Here is a 16,615-nt window from a genome sequence, read left to right as displayed (position 1 = left end):
TGCCGGTGACGGTGCGCTCACTTGCAAAGGAACATTCTGGACATCACCCCACCGAACCCGAACTCCATGAACCCCACCGACTCGGGCACCGGCGCAACCGGCGACGGTGCCGCTGTCGATGACGCCGTGACGGACACCCAAGGTGCCGATCGTGACACCGTGCGACTGGTCATCCCCGACTCCATCGACCTCGTCGCCTTCTTCGGTCCCGGAGAAGCGAACCTGCGCGCCCTGGAGAAGACCTTCGCCGACCTCGACATCCACGTCCGGGCCAACCAGGTCCAGGTCACCGGCGAGCCCACCCGCGTCGAAGCCTTCGTCAGCGTCATCGGGGAACTCAAGAAACTCCACGCGGCCGGCCACCGCATCAACGAAGAGACGATCGAGAGGGTCACGACGTTCTCCTCCGAAGGAGCGGCCGCCTCGGCGGTGCTGGGCACGAACATCCTCTCCACCAGGGGAAAGTCGATCCGGCCGAAGACGATGGGCCAGCACGACTACGTCAAGGCCATCCGCAACCACACGATCACCTTCGGCATCGGTCCGGCCGGAACCGGCAAGACGTATCTGGCGATGGCCATGGCCGTCAACGCCCTCCAGCACAAAGAGGTCTCACGGATCATCCTCACCCGCCCGGCCGTCGAAGCCGGAGAATCCCTGGGCTACCTGCCGGGCACGCTCAACGACAAGATCGACCCGTACGTCCGCCCGCTCTATGATGCCCTGCACGACATGGTCGACCCCGAATCGATCCCGCTGCTCATCGAGACCGGCACGATCGAGGTCGCGCCCCTGGCCTATATGCGCGGGCGCACCCTCAACGACGCCTTCATCATCCTCGACGAAGCACAGAACACGACGGCCGAGCAGATGAAGATGTTCCTCACCCGCCTCGGCTTCGGATCACGCATGGTCGTCACCGGCGACATCTCCCAGATCGACCTGCCGGGCAAGACCCGCAGCGGACTCAAGGTCGTCCGCGACATCCTCGACGGAATCGAGGACCTGCAGTTCTGCGAACTGGGCAGCAAGGACGTCGTCCGGCATTCGCTGGTGACGAAGATCGTCGAAGCCTACGACCTGTGGGGGAATGCCGAATGAACACCGAGATCCTCAACGAGACCGACGCCGAGGTGGACCTCGACGAGGTCGTGGCCCTGACCGAATATCTCGGTGAGGCCCTGCACATGCACCCCGGTGCGGAACTGGCCGTGACCATGGTCGACTCAGCGGCCATGTCCGAACTCCACGTCACCTGGATGGACCTCGAAGGACCGACCGATGTGATGTCCTTTCCCATGGACCAGCTCCACCAGGGCGAGCCGGAGAAGCCGACCGAAGGCCAGATGGGCGATATCATCATCTGCCCCGAGGTCGCCGCAGCCCAGGCCCGGGCCGCCGGTCATTCGACGATGGACGAGATCCTGCTGCTGACCGTCCACGGATTCCTCCACCTGCTCGGCTACGACCACGGCGAGCCCGAAGCGCGGGAAGAGATGTTCGCTCTCCAGCGGCATCTGCTGCTGACCTTCTTCGCGGCCCGCTACGACGGTCGCACCGACATTCCCACCCCCACCGAGGTCTGATCGTGTTCATGTTCTTCCTCGGGGCGGCACTGTGCCTCATCATCGCAGCCACCCTCTCTGCCGTGGATGCCGCGCTGCTCAACGTCTCCCACCATGCGGTCGAAGAGGCGAAGGAGGACGGCAAGCGCTCAGCGGTGCGTGTCGAGAAGATCCTCGCGGACCTGCCGACGAACATCAACGTCATCATCTTCGTCCGCAACTTCCTCGAAGCACTCGCCACGGTGTTCATCGCCCTGGCCTACGACTCCTACTACTCCGTGGGACCGCTCATGGTCTTCCTCACGGTCATCACCGCCTCGGTGGCGGTCTTCATCATCGCCGGAGTCTCCCCACGTACGATCGGCAAGCGCCGATCGCTGGCCGTCAGCCTCAACCTCAGCTGGGTCGTACGCATCGTCCTCGTCGCGCTCAAACCGCTCACCCGCATCCTCGTCGTGCTCGGCAATCTGCTCACACCGGACCAGGTGTACAAGGACGGTCCGTTCGTGACCTCCGAACAGCTGCGCGATCTCGTCGAGCGGGCGAGCGAATCTGACATCATCGAAGACGGCGAACGCGAGATGATCCAGTCGGTGTTCAACCTCTCAGACACCTCGGCGAACGAGGTCATGGTGCCGCGCACCGACCTCATCACCGTCGATGCGGACGTGAGCCTGCAGAAGGCGATGAACCTGTTCTTCCGCTCCGGCTTCTCCCGCATCCCCGTCTGCGGGGAGGATCTCGATGACGTCCGTGGAGTCGCCTACCTCAAGGACGTCGCCCGCCGCCTCCACCTCCACCCCGAGGAGGCTGACCGTCCCGTGGGCAATCTGGCCCGCTCCGTCCTGTTCGTCCCGGAGACGAAGCCGGCAGATGACCTGCTGCGGCAGATGCAGCTGGACTCGACCCATCTGGCGATCCTCATCGACGAATACGGCGGCACCGCAGGGTTGGTGACCATCGAGGACATCGTCGAAGAGATCGTCGGCGAGATCGAAGACGAGTACGACAACGGCGATGACGAACTCGTCGCCGCCGAAGACGGATCGTTCATCATCAGCACCCGCATGTCGATCTCCGACTTCGCCGAATACTTCGATGTGCGCATCGACGAAGACGATGTCAACAGTGTCGGCGGACTGCTCTCGAAGCTCATCGACCGAGTGCCCATCGACGGCTCGCATGCGTCGATCGAGGGCCTCGAGATCGAAGCCATGGAGGGCCAGGGCCGACGCCATCGGATCACCCACGTGCGGGTCACCCGCACCCAAGAGAACAGCAGACACGCACAGCGCACCGCCGCAGCCGAAGGTTCGGGGATGAAGGAAGAGGATTGAGATGGAATTTCGCACGGACTACCCCGATGACTATCGGGCCGGCTTCGCCTGCTTCGTGGGTCGCCCGAATACCGGAAAGTCGACGCTGACGAACGCCCTGGTGGGGGAGAAGGTCGCGATCACCTCGGCCAAACCTCAGACGACTCGGCATACGATCCGCGGAATCGTCCACAAGGACGACCACCAGCTCATCCTCATCGACACCCCCGGACTGCACAAACCACGCACCCTGCTCGGTTCCCGACTCAACGATCTCGTGGCCTCCACGCTCGGTGAGGTCGACGTCATCGGCTTCTGCCTGCCCGCCGATGAGCCGATCGGTCCCGGAGACCGCTATATCGCCTCCCAGCTGGCGCTGCTGGACGGACGGACCCCGATCGTCGCGCTCGTGACGAAGGTCGACCGGGTGCCCAAGGACAAGATCGCCGAGGCGCTGCTGGCCGTCGGCGAGCTCGCCGACTTCGCCGATGTCGTTCCCGTCTCTGCGGTCGAGGACTTCCAGGTCGACACCGTCGATTCGGTGCTCGCCGCACATCTGCCGAAGTCTCCTCCGCTCTACCCCGACGGTGACCTCACGGATGAGCCGGAAGAGAAGATGATCGCCGAGCTCGTACGCGAAGCGGCCCTCGAAGGAGTGCGTGACGAACTGCCCCATTCCCTGGCCGTGCAAGTCGAGGAGATGTACCCGCGGGAAGGACGCAGCGAGGACAATCCGCTGTGGAACGTCCACGTCAACCTCTATGTCGAACGTCCCAGCCAGAAGGCCATCATCATCGGCAAGGGCGGCAGCCGGCTGAAGACCATCGGGTCGGAATCCCGGCAGGGCATCGAGCGGCTCCTCGGCACGAAGGTCTACCTCGACCTGCACGTCAAGGTGGCCAAGGACTGGCAGCGCGATCCCAAGCAGCTCGGCCGCCTCGGCTTCGACTTCAACAACTGATCTGCCGGGTCGGTCGCCGCTGGTGATGTGAACAGCTCGTCGGCGGGGCGGTGGACGGACGGCGGAAGTGCCGCTGATGCGCTCCTTGTGTCGGGCATCACCCTGCGAGGCCCGGGTTGAACCGGGCACTCGAGCCTGCCTTAGACTAGGCCGAGTGAATGCCGAGCAGACTCTGGTCGCACTGAGCGACCGATCCCCACAGGTTGCCCCCGAAGAGCTCATCGCAGGTCTCGTGCCGCCGCCTCAGTTCGAGGACGTGTCCTTCGACAGCTACCGCACCGACCCCGCGGAGCCCTCGCAGGAAGAGGCACGGAGCAAGCTGCGGGAATTCACCCAGCGCTCGACCGACAAGGGATTCTTCGGCAAGCTGTTCTCGAAGGGAAGATCCGGTGCCAAGGGCGTCTACCTCGACGGCGGCTACGGTGTCGGCAAGACTCACCTGTTGGCTTCGGCCTGGCATGCCAACGAGAAGCCGGCGACCTTCGGCACCTTCGTCGAATACACGAATCTCGTCGGTGCCCTGGGCTTCGCCCGGGCTCGCGACGACCTGTCGAAGATGAAGCTCGTCTGCGTCGACGAATTCGAACTCGACGATCCCGGCGACACCGTGCTCATGTCCCGGCTGATGCGCGAACTCACCGACGCCGGAGTGAAGATCATCGCGACATCGAACACTCTGCCCGGGGCTCTGGGAGAGGGGCGCTTCGCCGCTCAGGACTTCCTGCGCGAGATTCAGGCGCTGGCCGATCAGTTCGAGGTCTATCGCATCGACGGCAAGGACTACCGTGCCCGTGAGCTGACCGCTCCAGTGGACCCGCTGCCGGAATCCGAACTCGATTCGGCCGCGAGCCAGCTTGACGGAGTTGTGGCTCGCGATGACTTCTCCGCGCTGCTCAGCCACCTGTCCACCGTTCACCCTTCACGTTACGGGCGGATGGTCGACGGAATCGACGCGGCTGTGTGGGAGAACGTGCGCACGATCGAAAACGAGAGCGTGGCTCTGCGCTTCGTGGCGCTTGTCGACCGGCTCTACGATCGCAATGTGCACATCATCAACTCCGGTGCCGCTCTCGATAAGGTCTTCACCGAGGAATCGCTGGCCGGCGGCTACAAGAAGAAGTACATGCGCTGCCTCTCGCGACTGACCGCTCTGTCGTCCTGAGTCGAGAGGCCATCGACGCCCGTCGCACCTCTGATGAAGGTGGGGCGCGCGTCGGTCATCTCTCAATGCAGGCCGATCACATCGAAGAGACGCAGGTCCGGGACCCAATCGGGCAGGCCGGTGAGTTTCAGGGTGAGCCACACGATGACAGCCACGAAGGCGGCCGTCACGGCCCCGATGGTCCACCGCACCCACAGCCGCTGAGCCATGATCAAGTGCGTCCAGCGTTCGACGTTCACGCGCACGAAGTGCAGAAGCCGCTGAGCCCAGTGGAACTCGCTGGAGATGATGAATAGGCCGATGATGACGATGAGCCAGCCGGGACCGGGCAGCGGAACGAGAACGAGGCCGATGAGGACGATGAGTGTGCCGAGGCCGCCGACGATGGTGCGATAGAGGCGTGCAGTGTGCGGGTTGGCCAACACTGTGCGCCGCCAGCGGAGGAACCCCAGACGCAGTTTCCGCCACGGTCGGGGACCTTGCCGGTGGTGGCGTGACAACCAGCCTTTGGGGCGGGTCTGCGGGCTCTCTGCATTCACCCAACCACTATAAGATGGTGACCCTGAAAGCTTGATCGATACGTGTGACCACGATCACCCGATTCTGATTTTGCGTAAGCCGCCACCTGCGTATAGAGTTATATCTCGTTGCCAGGGAAACCGGGCAGCGAGAAATGCGGATGTGGCTCAGTTGGTAGAGCATCACCTTGCCAAGGTGAGGGTCGCGGGTTCGAGTCCCGTCATCCGCTCGGAGGCGTCATGGCACTGCCTTGGCGGTGGCGTGGCCGAGAGGCGAGGCAGCGGCCTGCAAAGCCGTATACACGGGTTCGAATCCCGTCGCCACCTCGGATGGCCGGCAGAAATGTCGGTTGACCAGCGCGATTGGCGCAGCGGTAGCGCGCTTCCTTCACACGGAAGAGGTCACTGGTTCGATCCCAGTATCGCGCACAGGGACCCTCGGGTTCCGGTGCAACAAATGAATAGAGCGCGATTGGCGCAGCGGTAGCGCGCTTCCCTGACACGGAAGAGGTCACTGGTTCGATCCCAGTATCGCGCACAGAAGTAGCCCCGAGTGATCCACTCGGGGCTTCGTGCATTCAGAATTGAAAAGATTCTGCTCGTTCGGATATGGGTCGTGCATTCACGCTCGAGGAGACTTTCTGACCATTAGCCCTCGATCCCCATTAACTCTCAATCACCCTCTTCACCCGAGCACGCCGGTGAGATTCTCCCGGTCCCGCTGGTGGATTTCGCCCAAGCACGCCGGTGAGATTCGCCCAGTCGCGCCGGTGAGCACTGTTTCGGCTCTGTTTTCTCTGGAATCATCACGTTCCTCGGTGTGCAATGCAAAGAAGCGTGTACCAATCGGTCCTATCTCAGCCGCAAAGCGTCGCTGCTGTGACCGAGCCTCCGGGGTGAGCAGTCATGTTCGGTGAGGTCGAGAAGAAGACGCTCGAGGCACTGAACGCGAGAAACAGAATTGTGTACGTTTAGTTCACCGTGTTCCAGGACTGAAACGCGGTCAGCATGCGGGATCAAAGGGGTTTGCTAGTACGCTAGGTGTTGTACTAAACGACGATGACTCGGAGCACCTATGTCTACTCCTCAGAACCCGTACGGTTCGGGTGACGGTTCGCCCAACAACCCCAACGGGCAGAACCCGAACAACCAGCCGCCGAATGCCCCCAACTACGGCAACGATCAGAACGCCGGTCAGCAGCCCGGTCAGTACGGTTTGGGGCAGTCCGGTCATCAGTACGGATCGTCGGGCGACCAGCCCAATGGTTCGCAGCCGAACTACGGTCAGGGCGGCAACGACGGCTCGCAGCAGTACGGACAGCAGGCTCCCCAGTACGGCTCCCAGCCGAACTACGGTGCGTCGAACGATCAGAATCAGTATGGCCAGAACCAGTACGGCCAGGATCCGAACAATCAGAACCAGTACGGTCAGGGCCAGCCTGACCAGAATCAGTACGGGGACAATCAGTACAGGCAGAACCCCTACGACGCCAATGCGCAGGGATACGACGCCAACCAGTACGGTCAGCAGCCGGCCTACGCAGGCGCGGACGGATCCTCCGACCAGTTCATCCCGGCCAACCCGAACTCCGGCTACGGCCAATATCCCTCGGGCGCCGGCGGCAGCACCTCGAAGAACATCTGGGGCATCCTCGCCCTCATCGGCGGCATCGTCGGCGTCCTGGGTGCCTTCGTCTTCGGCGCCGGCGCTCTCTTCGGAATCGCAGCGGTGATCTTCGGCTTCGTCGGACTCTCCGCGGTCAAGAAGGGCCTGGCCAGCAACAAGGGCCTCAACATCACCGGCATCATCCTCGGTATCGTGTCGGTCGTCATCTCGATCGCAGTCGTCATCTTTACCATCCTCGGCATCGGAATGCTCGGCAAAGCCATCGACGAAGCGGCCAGCTCCTCCGCCCCTGCCGACCCGAGCCAGGGAGCCGGACAGGACCCGAGCCAGGGCTCCGGCGGCTCCGACGGCGGACAGGCCGCACCTGCTCAGGCCGGCGAGGTCGAGATCGGCACCGACGTCACCGCCCAGATCAACGTCCGCGAGGGCACCGCATCGTCGTCGGCCTCCGGCGCAGAGTCATCCAACGGTGAGATCGCCATCGTGACGATGACCGTGAAGAACAACTCGAGCTCCGACCTGCAGATGACTCTCACGAATCTCTCTGCCAACAACGGCGGCAGCACGGAATACGACGACGTCTTCGACGGTGGAAACTACAAGGGCTCGCTGGCCTTCGCCGATCCGGTTCCCGCAGGCGGTGAGACGACCTATGAATTCGCCTTCGGTGTTCCCAAGGCCGAAATCGATGGGATGCACCTCAAGCTCGAACTCGTCGACGACCTCGGCAAGGGCACGGACTTCGAGTTCTACAAGCAGTGACGCCCTGTATCCCGAGGTGACATGGCCTTTTCGGCCCTGCCGCCTCGGGTACAGGCTTCGGCAGACTCAGTGTGGGTGGCAGTCATTCGACTGCCACCCAACTGATTTGTCACAAGCGAATTGGTACTAGAATCTGAGGGTGACCAGCCCACCGAAAGGACTGGTCGAATGAACACATGACGAACGGAGAAGATCAGTGGCAGACAGCATCGACTGCGCGGGCGAAAGCATTCCCTGGAAAGAGGGTCTGACCGGAACGGAGATCTTCTCCACCGACCGCACAGTCGTCGCCATGTGGCTGAACGGCGAACCCGCCGACCTCAGCCGCGAGCTGCAGTCAGGAGACCGGATCGCTCCGATCACCATCGACTCCGACGCCGGACTCGACATCCTGCGCCACTCCACCGGTCACGTCACCGCTCAGGCCGTCCAGGAGCTCTTCCCCGGAACCAAGCTCGGCATCGGGCCCTACATCACCGACGGCTACTACTTCGATTTCGACGCCGCCGAACCCTTCACCCCTGAGGACCTCAAGGCGATTCAGAAGAAGGCCGCCCAGATCGTCAAGTCCGGTCAGACCTTCAACCGCGTCGTCGTCTCCGAAGAGGAAGCCCGCGAGCGGATGGCCAACGAGCCGTACAAGCTCGAACTCATCAACGACAAGGGCAAGGGCGGCGACGAGGAGACCTCCGTCGAGGTCGGCGGCGGTGAACTCACCGTCTACGAAAACGTCGACCGCAAGGGCGAGGTCGTCTGGCAGGACCTCTGCCGCGGCCCCCACCTGCCCAACACCAAGCTCATCGGCAACGGCTTCGCCATCACACGATCCTCGGCGGCCTATTGGCGCGGCGACCAGGCGAATGCGAGCCTGCAGCGCGTCTACGGAACCGCCTGGGCGTCGAAGGACGACCTCAAGGCCTACCAGGACCGCATTGCCGAAGCTGAGCGTCGCGACCATCGCAAGCTCGGTGCCGAGATGGATCTGTTCTCGTTTCCCGAAGAGCTAGGCTCCGGCCTGCCCGTCTTCCACCCCAAGGGCGGGGTCATCAAACGCGAGATGGAGGACTACGTCCGCGCACGTCATATCGATGAGGGCTTCGAATACGTCGGGACCCCGCACATCTCGAAAGAGACGCTGTACTACACCTCCGGACACCTGCCCTACTACGGGGAGAACATGTTCCCGGCGATGTCCGTCGACGAGGTCCGCGACGAGTCCGGCGAGATCGTCAAGGAGGGCACTCCCTACCGGCTCAAGGCCATGAACTGCCCCATGCACAACCTGATCTACCGCTCCAGGGGCCGCTCCTATCGTGACCTGCCGCTGCGGCTGTTCGAGTTCGGCACCGTCTACCGTGACGAGGCCTCCGGAGTCATCCACGGCCTCACCCGTGTCCGCGCCCTGACCCAGGATGACTCGCACTCCTATGTCGCTCAGGAAGATGCGGCCAAGGAGATCCGCCACCTGCTGGGTTTCGTGCTCAGTCTGCTGCGTGACTTCGGCCTCGACGACTTCTACCTCGAGCTGTCGACCCGAGACGAGGATGGAAAGAAGGCCGACAAGTTCATCGGCTCCGACGAACAGTGGGCCGAAGCCACCAGTGTGCTCGAAGAGGTCGCTCAGGAAACCGGGCTCGAACTCGTCCCCGACCCGGGCGGCGCGGCCTTCTACGGCCCGAAGATCTCCGTCCAGGCCCGTGACGCCATCGGCCGCACCTGGCAGATGTCGACCGTCCAGCTCGACTTCAATCAGCCCGAGCGCTTCGGACTCGAATACGTCGCCGCCGACGGCTCCCGCAGACAGCCGGTGATGATCCACTCCGCGAAGTTCGGTTCCATCGAACGCTTCCTCGGCGTGCTCACCGAACACTATGCCGGGGCCTTCCCCGTGTGGCTGGCGCCCGTGCAGGTGACCTGCATCCCCGTGGCCGATGAGTTCAACGACTACCTCGCCGAGGTGGCCGACCAGCTGCGCAAGTCCGGGGTCCGCGTCGAGATCGACGACAGCGACGACCGGTTCCCGAAGAAGATCCGCAACGCCTCGAAGTCGAAGGTGCCCTTCACCCTCATCGCCGGCGGAGAGGACCGCGACGCCGGTGCCGTGTCCTTCCGCTTCCGCAACGGCGAACAGGAGAACGGCGTCCCCGTCGCCGAGGCGGTGCGACGGATCCTCGACGCGATCGAGACCAAGGCCCAGGTATGAGCGGAGGCGACGACAGCCGAACCGCAGCGGAGAACTCGGACGGCCGCCTCGGCGAAGGGATTCCCTACCCCGAGGCTGCCGCCGGGTTCCCCGGGGAACCCGACGGATTCCAGCGTCTGTGGACCCCGCACCGGATGGTCTACATCGACGGTCAGGACAAACCGAAGGACGACCGCGCCGAGGAGTGCCCGTTCTGCACTGCGCCGTCGAAGACCGACGAGGACGGACTCATCGTCGCCCGCGGTCAGCACGTGTACGCGGTGCTCAACCTCTACCCGTACAACCCGGGCCACCTGCTCCTCTGCCCCTATCGTCACGTGGCCGACTACACGGATCTGACCCAAGAGGAGACCGTCGAACTCGCCGAGTTCACGCAGAAGGCGATGCGCGTCATCCGGGCGGTATCCGGTCCTCACGGATTCAATCTGGGCATGAACCAGGGGCCCGTGGCCGGCGCAGGCATCGCCGCCCACCTGCACCAGCACGTCGTCCCGCGCTGGGGCGGCGACGCGAACTTCCTGCCTGTGATCGCCCAGACCAAAGCCCTGCCGCAAGTGCACGCCGATGTGCAGGCACGGCTCAAAAAGGAATGGAACAGATGAATCCTGAAGACCTCGGCACTCTTGCCGAGTACTCCTCACCCGTGTTGCGCGGCGACGACGCCGTCATCACGATCCGACGACCAGACCTCGAGACCAACAGCTACCTCTCCCAGCTGTTCTCCTTGAGCGACGACAACTCCAGACGGCTGACCCACTCATGGTCGGACTCCAACCCAGAGTGTGGCCCGAATTGGTCCGGTTATCTGAGCGCGGAGAAGAAAGCCGCCCCGCAGCTCTTCGTCGGCGACAGCCTGGAGACGGCACACCAGATCACGGACAACCACCTCGGAGTGTCCGAATTCGCCCTCGACGACACCCGTTCCAGGGCCCTCTACGTCGCCCGCGTCGCCGAACCCGGACGCTACGGGCTCGACGATGCCATTTCGGCGGCGGAAGAAGCTCCACGCCGGATCACCACGGCCTCCTACCTGGCCAACGGCCTCGGCTATACGAACGACCGTCCGGCCCGCGCCTTCCTCGTCGACCTCGCCGAACCCGGTCTCGGCACCGTGGGCCTGCGTGGGGCCTCCGAAGTTCCGCTGTCGACTCTGCTGACGACCCCGGACAGCGACGTCCACGATCCGCAGTTCTCCCCGGACGGCACGCGAGTGTCCGTGGTCTCCGCGCTCCACCCCGACCGGGGGCAGCCCGACCTGCGCTCGACGGTCTGGCTGCTCGGGGGAGAGGCGCCGACACCACTCGAGCTGCCGCCCATGGACGTCGGTCTGCACCGGTGGCTCGACGAAGACACCGTTGTGCTGATCGGCAATGCGCTGACCCGTGACGAACTCGACTTCGTCGGGCAGATGCCCGGGCTCTTCATCCACACCGTATCGACCGGCTCCACGAGGCGGCTGACCGACCCGGAGACCGTGGCGCTGGCACCGATCCCGCCGCAGATCCACGGGGGAGCGGTCATCGCCGCCGTCGACACAGACGGGGCCACCCGGATCGTTCGCATCGGCCTCGACGCCGCAGAGATCGGCGTGAATGACCTCGAGTTCCTCACCGACGACACCACCGTCGTCAACGGCTTCGACGCCGACGAGGAAACGCTCGTCTTCACCGGGTCGACCCCGCACTCTCCGGCTGTGCTCGGCCGTATCGCCCTCGGCCGGCACACGGATTCCGGGACCGCCTCGGCGGTGGGGTCCTCTGTCATCGTCAAGGAGCATCCGGCACCGGCGAACTCCGTCCTGCCCCAGGTGCTGCGGGTGCCAGGCGTTTCCGGGACGATCACCGGCTGGCTGGCCAAACCGCACGGAGACGGGCCGTTCCCCGTCATCCTCAACATCCACGGCGGGCCCTTCGCCCAGTACACGCATTCGTGGTTCGACGAGACCCAGGTGCTCACGTCCGCAGGCTACGCCGTCGTGTTCTCGAACCCGCGCGGATCCGGCGGCCGCACCCGCAGCTGGGGGACCGCCGTCCAAGGAGACATGGCGGCACCGGCGATGGCCGATGTGCTCGCCGTCCTCGACCATGCTCTCGACCTCGATCCCTCCCTCGATCGCAGCCGTCTGGGCATCCAGGGCGGATCGTATGGGGGATATCTCACAGCCATGACGATCGCCGCGGACCATCGCTTCCGCGCCGCCATCGTCGAACGCGGCTACCTCGACCCCGACAGCTTCGTCGGGACCTCCGACATCGGCCGCTTCTTCTCCGAGGAGTACACGAGCCGCAGCCGCGAGGCGATCGCGGCCCAATCACCTCTGGTCCACGCTCCACAGGTCGGCACACCGACCTTGGTGATGCACTCGGAACTCGATCTGCGCTGCCCGTTGGAGCAGGCACAGCAGTACTATGCGGCCCTGCAGAGAGCCGGGGTCGACACCGAGATGCTCATCTTCCCCGGGGAGAACCACGAGCTCTCCCGGGCCGGGCAGCCCCGCCACCGCAGGCAGCGCTTCGAAGCCATCCTCGAATGGTGGGATCGCCGTCTGGGCGGCGAAGATCGGGAACAGTCCCAGGATGGACGACATCGTCCTGAGGCGGCTGATCCCGATGTGGCCGCAGCGGCCGACTCCGCGTCATGAGCGCCGAGTTGGCCGGGACCGTACAGAGCCGATATCGTTCTCTGGGCCGCTGCCGCGCTCTTGCCGAAATCCCCCAGCGTCATTATTCTGCAAACACTTGCCTCCCTTCGCCGCCGACCACTGGAGAAACATGAAACCTCGTAAAGCCTCACGGGTCGTATTACTCAATGAGCGCGACGAGGTTCTCCTGATCCGTGCCCAGGATCTGCTGACCCCCAGTCACCAATGGTGGATGACCTGCGGAGGCGGTTCCGAACTCGGCGAGTCAGCCGCGCAGACGGCGGCCCGGGAACTGGCCGAGGAGACCGGCATCGAATGCGAACCTCACGAACTCATCGGTCCCTTGGCCACGCGCGACGAAGTCTTCGAATTCACGGAGAAGTCGCTGCGCCAGGTCGAAACCTACTTCGCGTTCCGCACCAGCGAGGACATCGAGCTCGAAGATGCGGTCTGGACGGACATCGAGAAGCGCAGCCTGCTCGAATTCCGCTGGTGGGCCCGGGAGGAGCTCCTGGCCACGACGGAGACGATCTATCCGAAGAACCTCCTCGGCCTCATCGACCTGGCCACCGCCGGGTCAGTTCCCGACGTGCCGCTGGTCATCGACTGAGCGCACGAGCGCGCTCCGGAACAGGTCCGCAATGAGGTCCGGTGCGAGCCCGGACGGAATCGCGAAGGGGAAGTCTGCACGAGTCGGCGCGGTCAGCGTATAGACTTGAGAGGCTGTAACTACAGGAAGGAACACCAGTGTCAGGTCATTCCAAATGGGCAACGACTAAACACAAGAAGGCTGCCATCGATGCCAAGCGCGGCAAGCTCTTTGCCAAGCTGATCAAGAACATCGAGGTTGCCGCACGCAACGGTGGACCCGACCCCGACGGCAACCCGACGCTGTTCGATGCGATCCAGAAGGCGAAGAAGAACTCGGTCCCCGCGGACAACATCACCCGTGCGGTCAAGCGCGGCGGCGGTCTCGACGGCTCCGGAGTCAACTACGAGACGATCATGTACGAAGGCTACGCCGCCGGCGGTGTGGCTCTGCTCATCGAATGTCTCACCGACAATCGCAACCGCGCCGCCTCCGAGGTGCGCGTGGCCGTGACCCGCAACGGCGGTTCGATGGCCGATCCCGGTTCGGTGACGTACAACTTCAACCGCAAGGGCGTCATCACCGTGGGCGCCGAAGAGACCGACGAAGAGGCCATTCTGCTGGCGACCATGGACGCCGGAGCCGAAGAGGTCAAGGAAGTCGGCGAGAAGTTCGAGATCATCTGCGAGGCCACCGACCTCGTGGCTGTGCGCACGGCCCTCGTCGACGCCGGAATCGACTACGACTCGGCCGAGGCCTCCTTCGTGCCCGAACTCGAGGTCAGCCTCGACGCGGAGACCGCACAGAAGGTCTTCTCCCTCATCGATGCGCTCGAAGACAGCGACGAGGTGCAGAACGTCTACTCGAACGCCGATGTCAGCGATGAGGTCCTCGCCGAACTCGATGCCTGATGCGCATCCTCGGTGTTGATCCAGGGCTGACCCGGTGCGGGCTCGGTGTCATCGACACCCTGCCCGCCCGGAAGGCGAAGATGGTCGCCGTCGACGTCCTGCGGACTCCTTCGGCCGATTCCGTCGACCTCCGACTCGGTGCCATCGCCGAGGCGTTCGACAGCTGGTTGGACACGTACCGTCCCGATGTCGTGGCCATCGAACGCGTCTTCGCCCGCAACGATGTGTCCACGATCATGGGCACCGCCCAGGCATCGGGACTGACTATGGGACTGGCCGCCCGACGCGGGCTGCCCGTGGCCATGCACACCCCATCCGAAGTCAAGGCCGCGATCACCGGTTCGGGCCGTGCGGACAAGAAGCAGGTCACCTCGATGGTGACGCGGATCCTCGGACTCGACGCACCGCCGAAGCCCGCCGACGCCGCCGACGCCCTGGCCATCGCGATCTGCCATTCCTGGCGTGGGGCGCTGTCGGCCCAATCGACGCCGGGGACGAATAAGGATCTGACCGAACGCAAGGCCGGCGGGCGACAGGGCAGCGGACTGACGAAGGCCCAGCAGCAGTGGGCCGAGGCCATGCGGCGCGCCAAGTGAGCATGGGGGAGCGGGTGCCTGCTAATCTGGATTCGTACACGTGTTCCCCTAAGAAAGGCTGTCCGTGATCAGTTTCCTCAGCGGTACGGTGCATCGGATCGCAGCTGACCACCTCGTCGTTCTCACCTACGGCGTCGGCCGGAAGGTCCACGTCACCCCCGATACTCTGGCCGGGACTCGGCACGGCGCCGAGATCGAACTGGTCACCAGCCTCGTGGTGCGTGAAGATTCGATGACGCTCTACGGCTTCGGCACCGAAGACGAGAACCACACCTTCGAGGTGCTGCTGTCGATCTCCGGGATCGGTCCGCGTCTGGCGATGGCCATCCTTTCGGTGATGGAACCCGACGAACTTGCCGCCGCGATCACGAATCAGGATGCCAATGCACTCACCCGTGTCCCCGGAATCGGGAAGAAGGGCGCCTCGCGCATCATCCTCGAGCTGGAGAACAAACTGCCGAAGCTCACCGCTGCCGCTCCCGGACCCACGCTGTCCTTCGGCGGCGGCAACCAGCAGGTCGTCGACGCCCTTGTGGGACTCGGGTGGAAGGAAGCGCAGGCCGAGGAAGTCGTCGCCGACGTCGTCAAGGAGACCGGTGCTGATGCCGGCACCTCTGTGGTCCTCAAGGCCGCTCTGAAGGTCCTGGGTGCGAAGAGATGACGGGCTCGTTCGACCCCGACTCCTACGAGGTGGACTTCGGTGATCAGGACCTGACCGGAGCCGAACAGGAGAGGCTCGTCTCCGGTCGTGCCGAGACGGCCGAACGCGATGCCGAGGCGGCGCTGCGTCCGAAGGGCCTGGCCGATTTCATCGGCCAGCCGCAGGTGCGTGAGCAGCTCTCCCTCGTCCTCGACGCGGCGAAGGCCAGACAGAAGGCCCCCGACCATGTGCTGCTCTCCGGTCCTCCCGGGCTCGGTAAGACCACACTGGCGATGATCATCGCCCACGAGATGAACTCGAGCCTGCGAGTGACGTCCGGCCCGGCCGTCCAGCATGCCGGTGACCTCGCTGCCATCCTGTCCTCCCTCGAGGAAGGTGAAGTCCTCTTCATCGACGAGATCCACCGCATGGCCCGGGCCGCCGAGGAGATGCTGTACGTGGCGATGGAGGACTTCCGAGTCGATGTCATCGTCGGCAAAGGACCCGGTGCCACCGCCATCCCGCTCGACCTCCCGCAATTCACCCTCGTCGGAGCGACGACACGATCCGGTCTGCTGCCCGCGCCGCTGCGTGACCGCTTCGGCTTCACCGCCCTGCTCGACTTCTATTCGAGCGCCGATCTGCTCACGGTTCTGCAGCGGTCTGCTCGGATGCTCGGCATCGAATCCGAGCTCGCCGGACTCGAAGAGATCTCCACGCGGTCACGGGGAACCCCGCGAATCGCGAACCGCCTGCTGCGCCGCGTCCGCGACTGGGCACAGGTGCGGGGGAGCGGAATCATCGACGAGGTGGCCGCCACCAGCGCCCTGCGCGTCTACGAGGTGGACGAACTCGGTCTGGACCGCCTCGACCGGTCGGTCCTGCAGGTGCTGTGCAAGCGCTTCGGCGGAGGTCCGGTCGGGCTGGGAACCCTCGCCGTCTCCGTCGGCGAAGAAGCGGATACGGTCGAAACCGTGTCCGAGCCCTACCTCGTCCGAGAGGGCCTGATCAGTCGCACCCCACGTGGACGTGTGGCCACCACGGCGGCCTGGAAGCACCTGAAAATGCAGATCCCAGCAAACTATGAGTTCTGACCGGGCCTTTGAGTTCGCTATGAGAGGTGA

At 64.2% G+C, this 16,615-nt stretch carries 15 protein-coding genes and 4 tRNA genes; 18 read left to right on the top strand and 1 reads right to left on the bottom strand.

What is annotated here, in order from left to right; all coding sequences use genetic code 11:
- Positions 1-21 precede the first annotated feature (21 nt).
- The 5 genes from D3I60_RS13045 (at position 22) to zapE (ending at position 5,004) form a co-directional block, all read left to right on the top strand.
- On the top strand, positions 22-1,101 hold the full coding sequence (locus tag D3I60_RS13045) for a PhoH family protein (protein ID WP_262776722.1): 1,080 nt from the start codon (positions 22-24) through the stop codon (positions 1,099-1,101).
- A complete protein-coding gene (ybeY, locus tag D3I60_RS13040) occupies positions 1,098-1,586 on the top strand; it encodes an rRNA maturation RNase YbeY (protein ID WP_262776721.1) in 489 nt (162 codons plus the stop codon). Before D3I60_RS13045 ends, ybeY begins: the two co-directional genes overlap by 4 nt.
- Before the next feature lie 8 nt (positions 1,587-1,594).
- A complete protein-coding gene (locus D3I60_RS13035; RefSeq protein ID WP_262776758.1) occupies positions 1,595-2,902 on the top strand; it encodes a hemolysin family protein in 1,308 nt (435 codons plus the stop codon).
- A 1-nt stretch (position 2,903) separates the two neighbouring features.
- Entirely contained in the window at positions 2,904-3,842 is a 939-nt protein-coding gene (gene era, locus D3I60_RS13030; RefSeq protein WP_172169757.1) for a GTPase Era, read from the top strand.
- 154 nt (positions 3,843-3,996) lie between these two features.
- The gene (gene zapE / locus D3I60_RS13025) at positions 3,997-5,004 is read left to right on the top strand and encodes a cell division protein ZapE (protein ID WP_262776720.1); all 1,008 of its coding nucleotides are present in this window, start codon (positions 3,997-3,999) and stop codon (positions 5,002-5,004) included.
- 62 nt (positions 5,005-5,066) lie between these two features.
- Here zapE and D3I60_RS13020 read toward each other — a convergent pair whose 3' ends face one another.
- A complete protein-coding gene (locus D3I60_RS13020; protein ID WP_262776719.1) occupies positions 5,067-5,543 on the bottom strand; it encodes a PGPGW domain-containing protein in 477 nt (158 codons plus the stop codon).
- A gap of 136 nt (positions 5,544-5,679) precedes the next feature.
- Between D3I60_RS13020 and D3I60_RS13015 the strand changes: the two genes are divergently transcribed.
- The 13 genes from D3I60_RS13015 to ruvB all read left to right on the top strand — a co-directional run bounded on the left by D3I60_RS13015 (position 5,680) and on the right by ruvB (position 16,585).
- Positions 5,680-5,752 (top strand) — tRNA-Gly (locus tag D3I60_RS13015).
- A 26-nt stretch (positions 5,753-5,778) separates the two neighbouring features.
- Positions 5,779-5,849 (top strand) — tRNA-Cys (locus D3I60_RS13010).
- Positions 5,850-5,879: 30 nt separating this feature from the next.
- Positions 5,880-5,951 (top strand) — tRNA-Val (locus tag D3I60_RS13005).
- A 37-nt stretch (positions 5,952-5,988) separates the two neighbouring features.
- Positions 5,989-6,060 (top strand) — tRNA-Val (locus tag D3I60_RS13000).
- Positions 6,061-6,597: 537 nt separating this feature from the next.
- Positions 6,598-7,911 (top strand): DUF4190 domain-containing protein, encoded by a 1,314-nt coding sequence (locus tag D3I60_RS12995; RefSeq protein ID WP_262776718.1) that lies wholly within the window; start codon positions 6,598-6,600, stop codon positions 7,909-7,911.
- A 196-nt stretch (positions 7,912-8,107) separates the two neighbouring features.
- Complete coding sequence (thrS, locus tag D3I60_RS12990) at positions 8,108-10,114, top strand: threonine--tRNA ligase (protein ID WP_262776717.1); 2,007 nt, start codon at positions 8,108-8,110, stop codon at positions 10,112-10,114.
- Positions 10,111-10,716 carry an HIT family protein gene (locus D3I60_RS12985; RefSeq protein WP_262776716.1) on the top strand — a complete coding sequence of 202 codons (606 nt, stop codon included), beginning with the start codon at positions 10,111-10,113 and terminating at the stop codon, positions 10,714-10,716. The genes thrS and D3I60_RS12985 overlap by 4 nt, the downstream gene beginning before the upstream one ends.
- Positions 10,713-12,755: an alpha/beta hydrolase family protein gene (locus tag D3I60_RS12980; protein WP_262776715.1), complete on the top strand. Its 2,043-nt coding sequence runs from the start codon at positions 10,713-10,715 to the stop codon at positions 12,753-12,755. Before D3I60_RS12985 ends, D3I60_RS12980 begins: the two co-directional genes overlap by 4 nt.
- A 130-nt stretch (positions 12,756-12,885) precedes the next feature.
- Entirely contained in the window at positions 12,886-13,365 is a 480-nt protein-coding gene (locus tag D3I60_RS12975) for an NUDIX hydrolase (protein ID WP_262776714.1), read from the top strand.
- A gap of 137 nt (positions 13,366-13,502) precedes the next feature.
- Positions 13,503-14,255 carry a YebC/PmpR family DNA-binding transcriptional regulator gene (locus tag D3I60_RS12970; protein ID WP_025777859.1) on the top strand — a complete coding sequence of 251 codons (753 nt, stop codon included), beginning with the start codon at positions 13,503-13,505 and terminating at the stop codon, positions 14,253-14,255.
- Complete coding sequence (ruvC, locus tag D3I60_RS12965) at positions 14,255-14,851, top strand: crossover junction endodeoxyribonuclease RuvC (protein WP_262776713.1); 597 nt, start codon at positions 14,255-14,257, stop codon at positions 14,849-14,851. The genes D3I60_RS12970 and ruvC overlap by 1 nt, the downstream gene beginning before the upstream one ends.
- Before the next feature lie 64 nt (positions 14,852-14,915).
- Positions 14,916-15,512 (top strand): Holliday junction branch migration protein RuvA, encoded by a 597-nt coding sequence (gene ruvA / locus D3I60_RS12960; protein ID WP_262776712.1) that lies wholly within the window; start codon positions 14,916-14,918, stop codon positions 15,510-15,512.
- On the top strand, positions 15,509-16,585 hold the full coding sequence (ruvB, locus tag D3I60_RS12955) for a Holliday junction branch migration DNA helicase RuvB (RefSeq protein WP_262776711.1): 1,077 nt from the start codon (positions 15,509-15,511) through the stop codon (positions 16,583-16,585). Before ruvA ends, ruvB begins: the two co-directional genes overlap by 4 nt.
- Positions 16,586-16,615 lie beyond the last annotated feature (30 nt).

Source organism: Brevibacterium permense, assembly GCF_025506275.1.
GTDB classification, from domain to species: Bacteria; Actinomycetota; Actinomycetes; order Actinomycetales; family Brevibacteriaceae; genus Brevibacterium; species Brevibacterium permense_A.
This window is presented reverse-complemented; position numbering and strand designations above follow the sequence as displayed.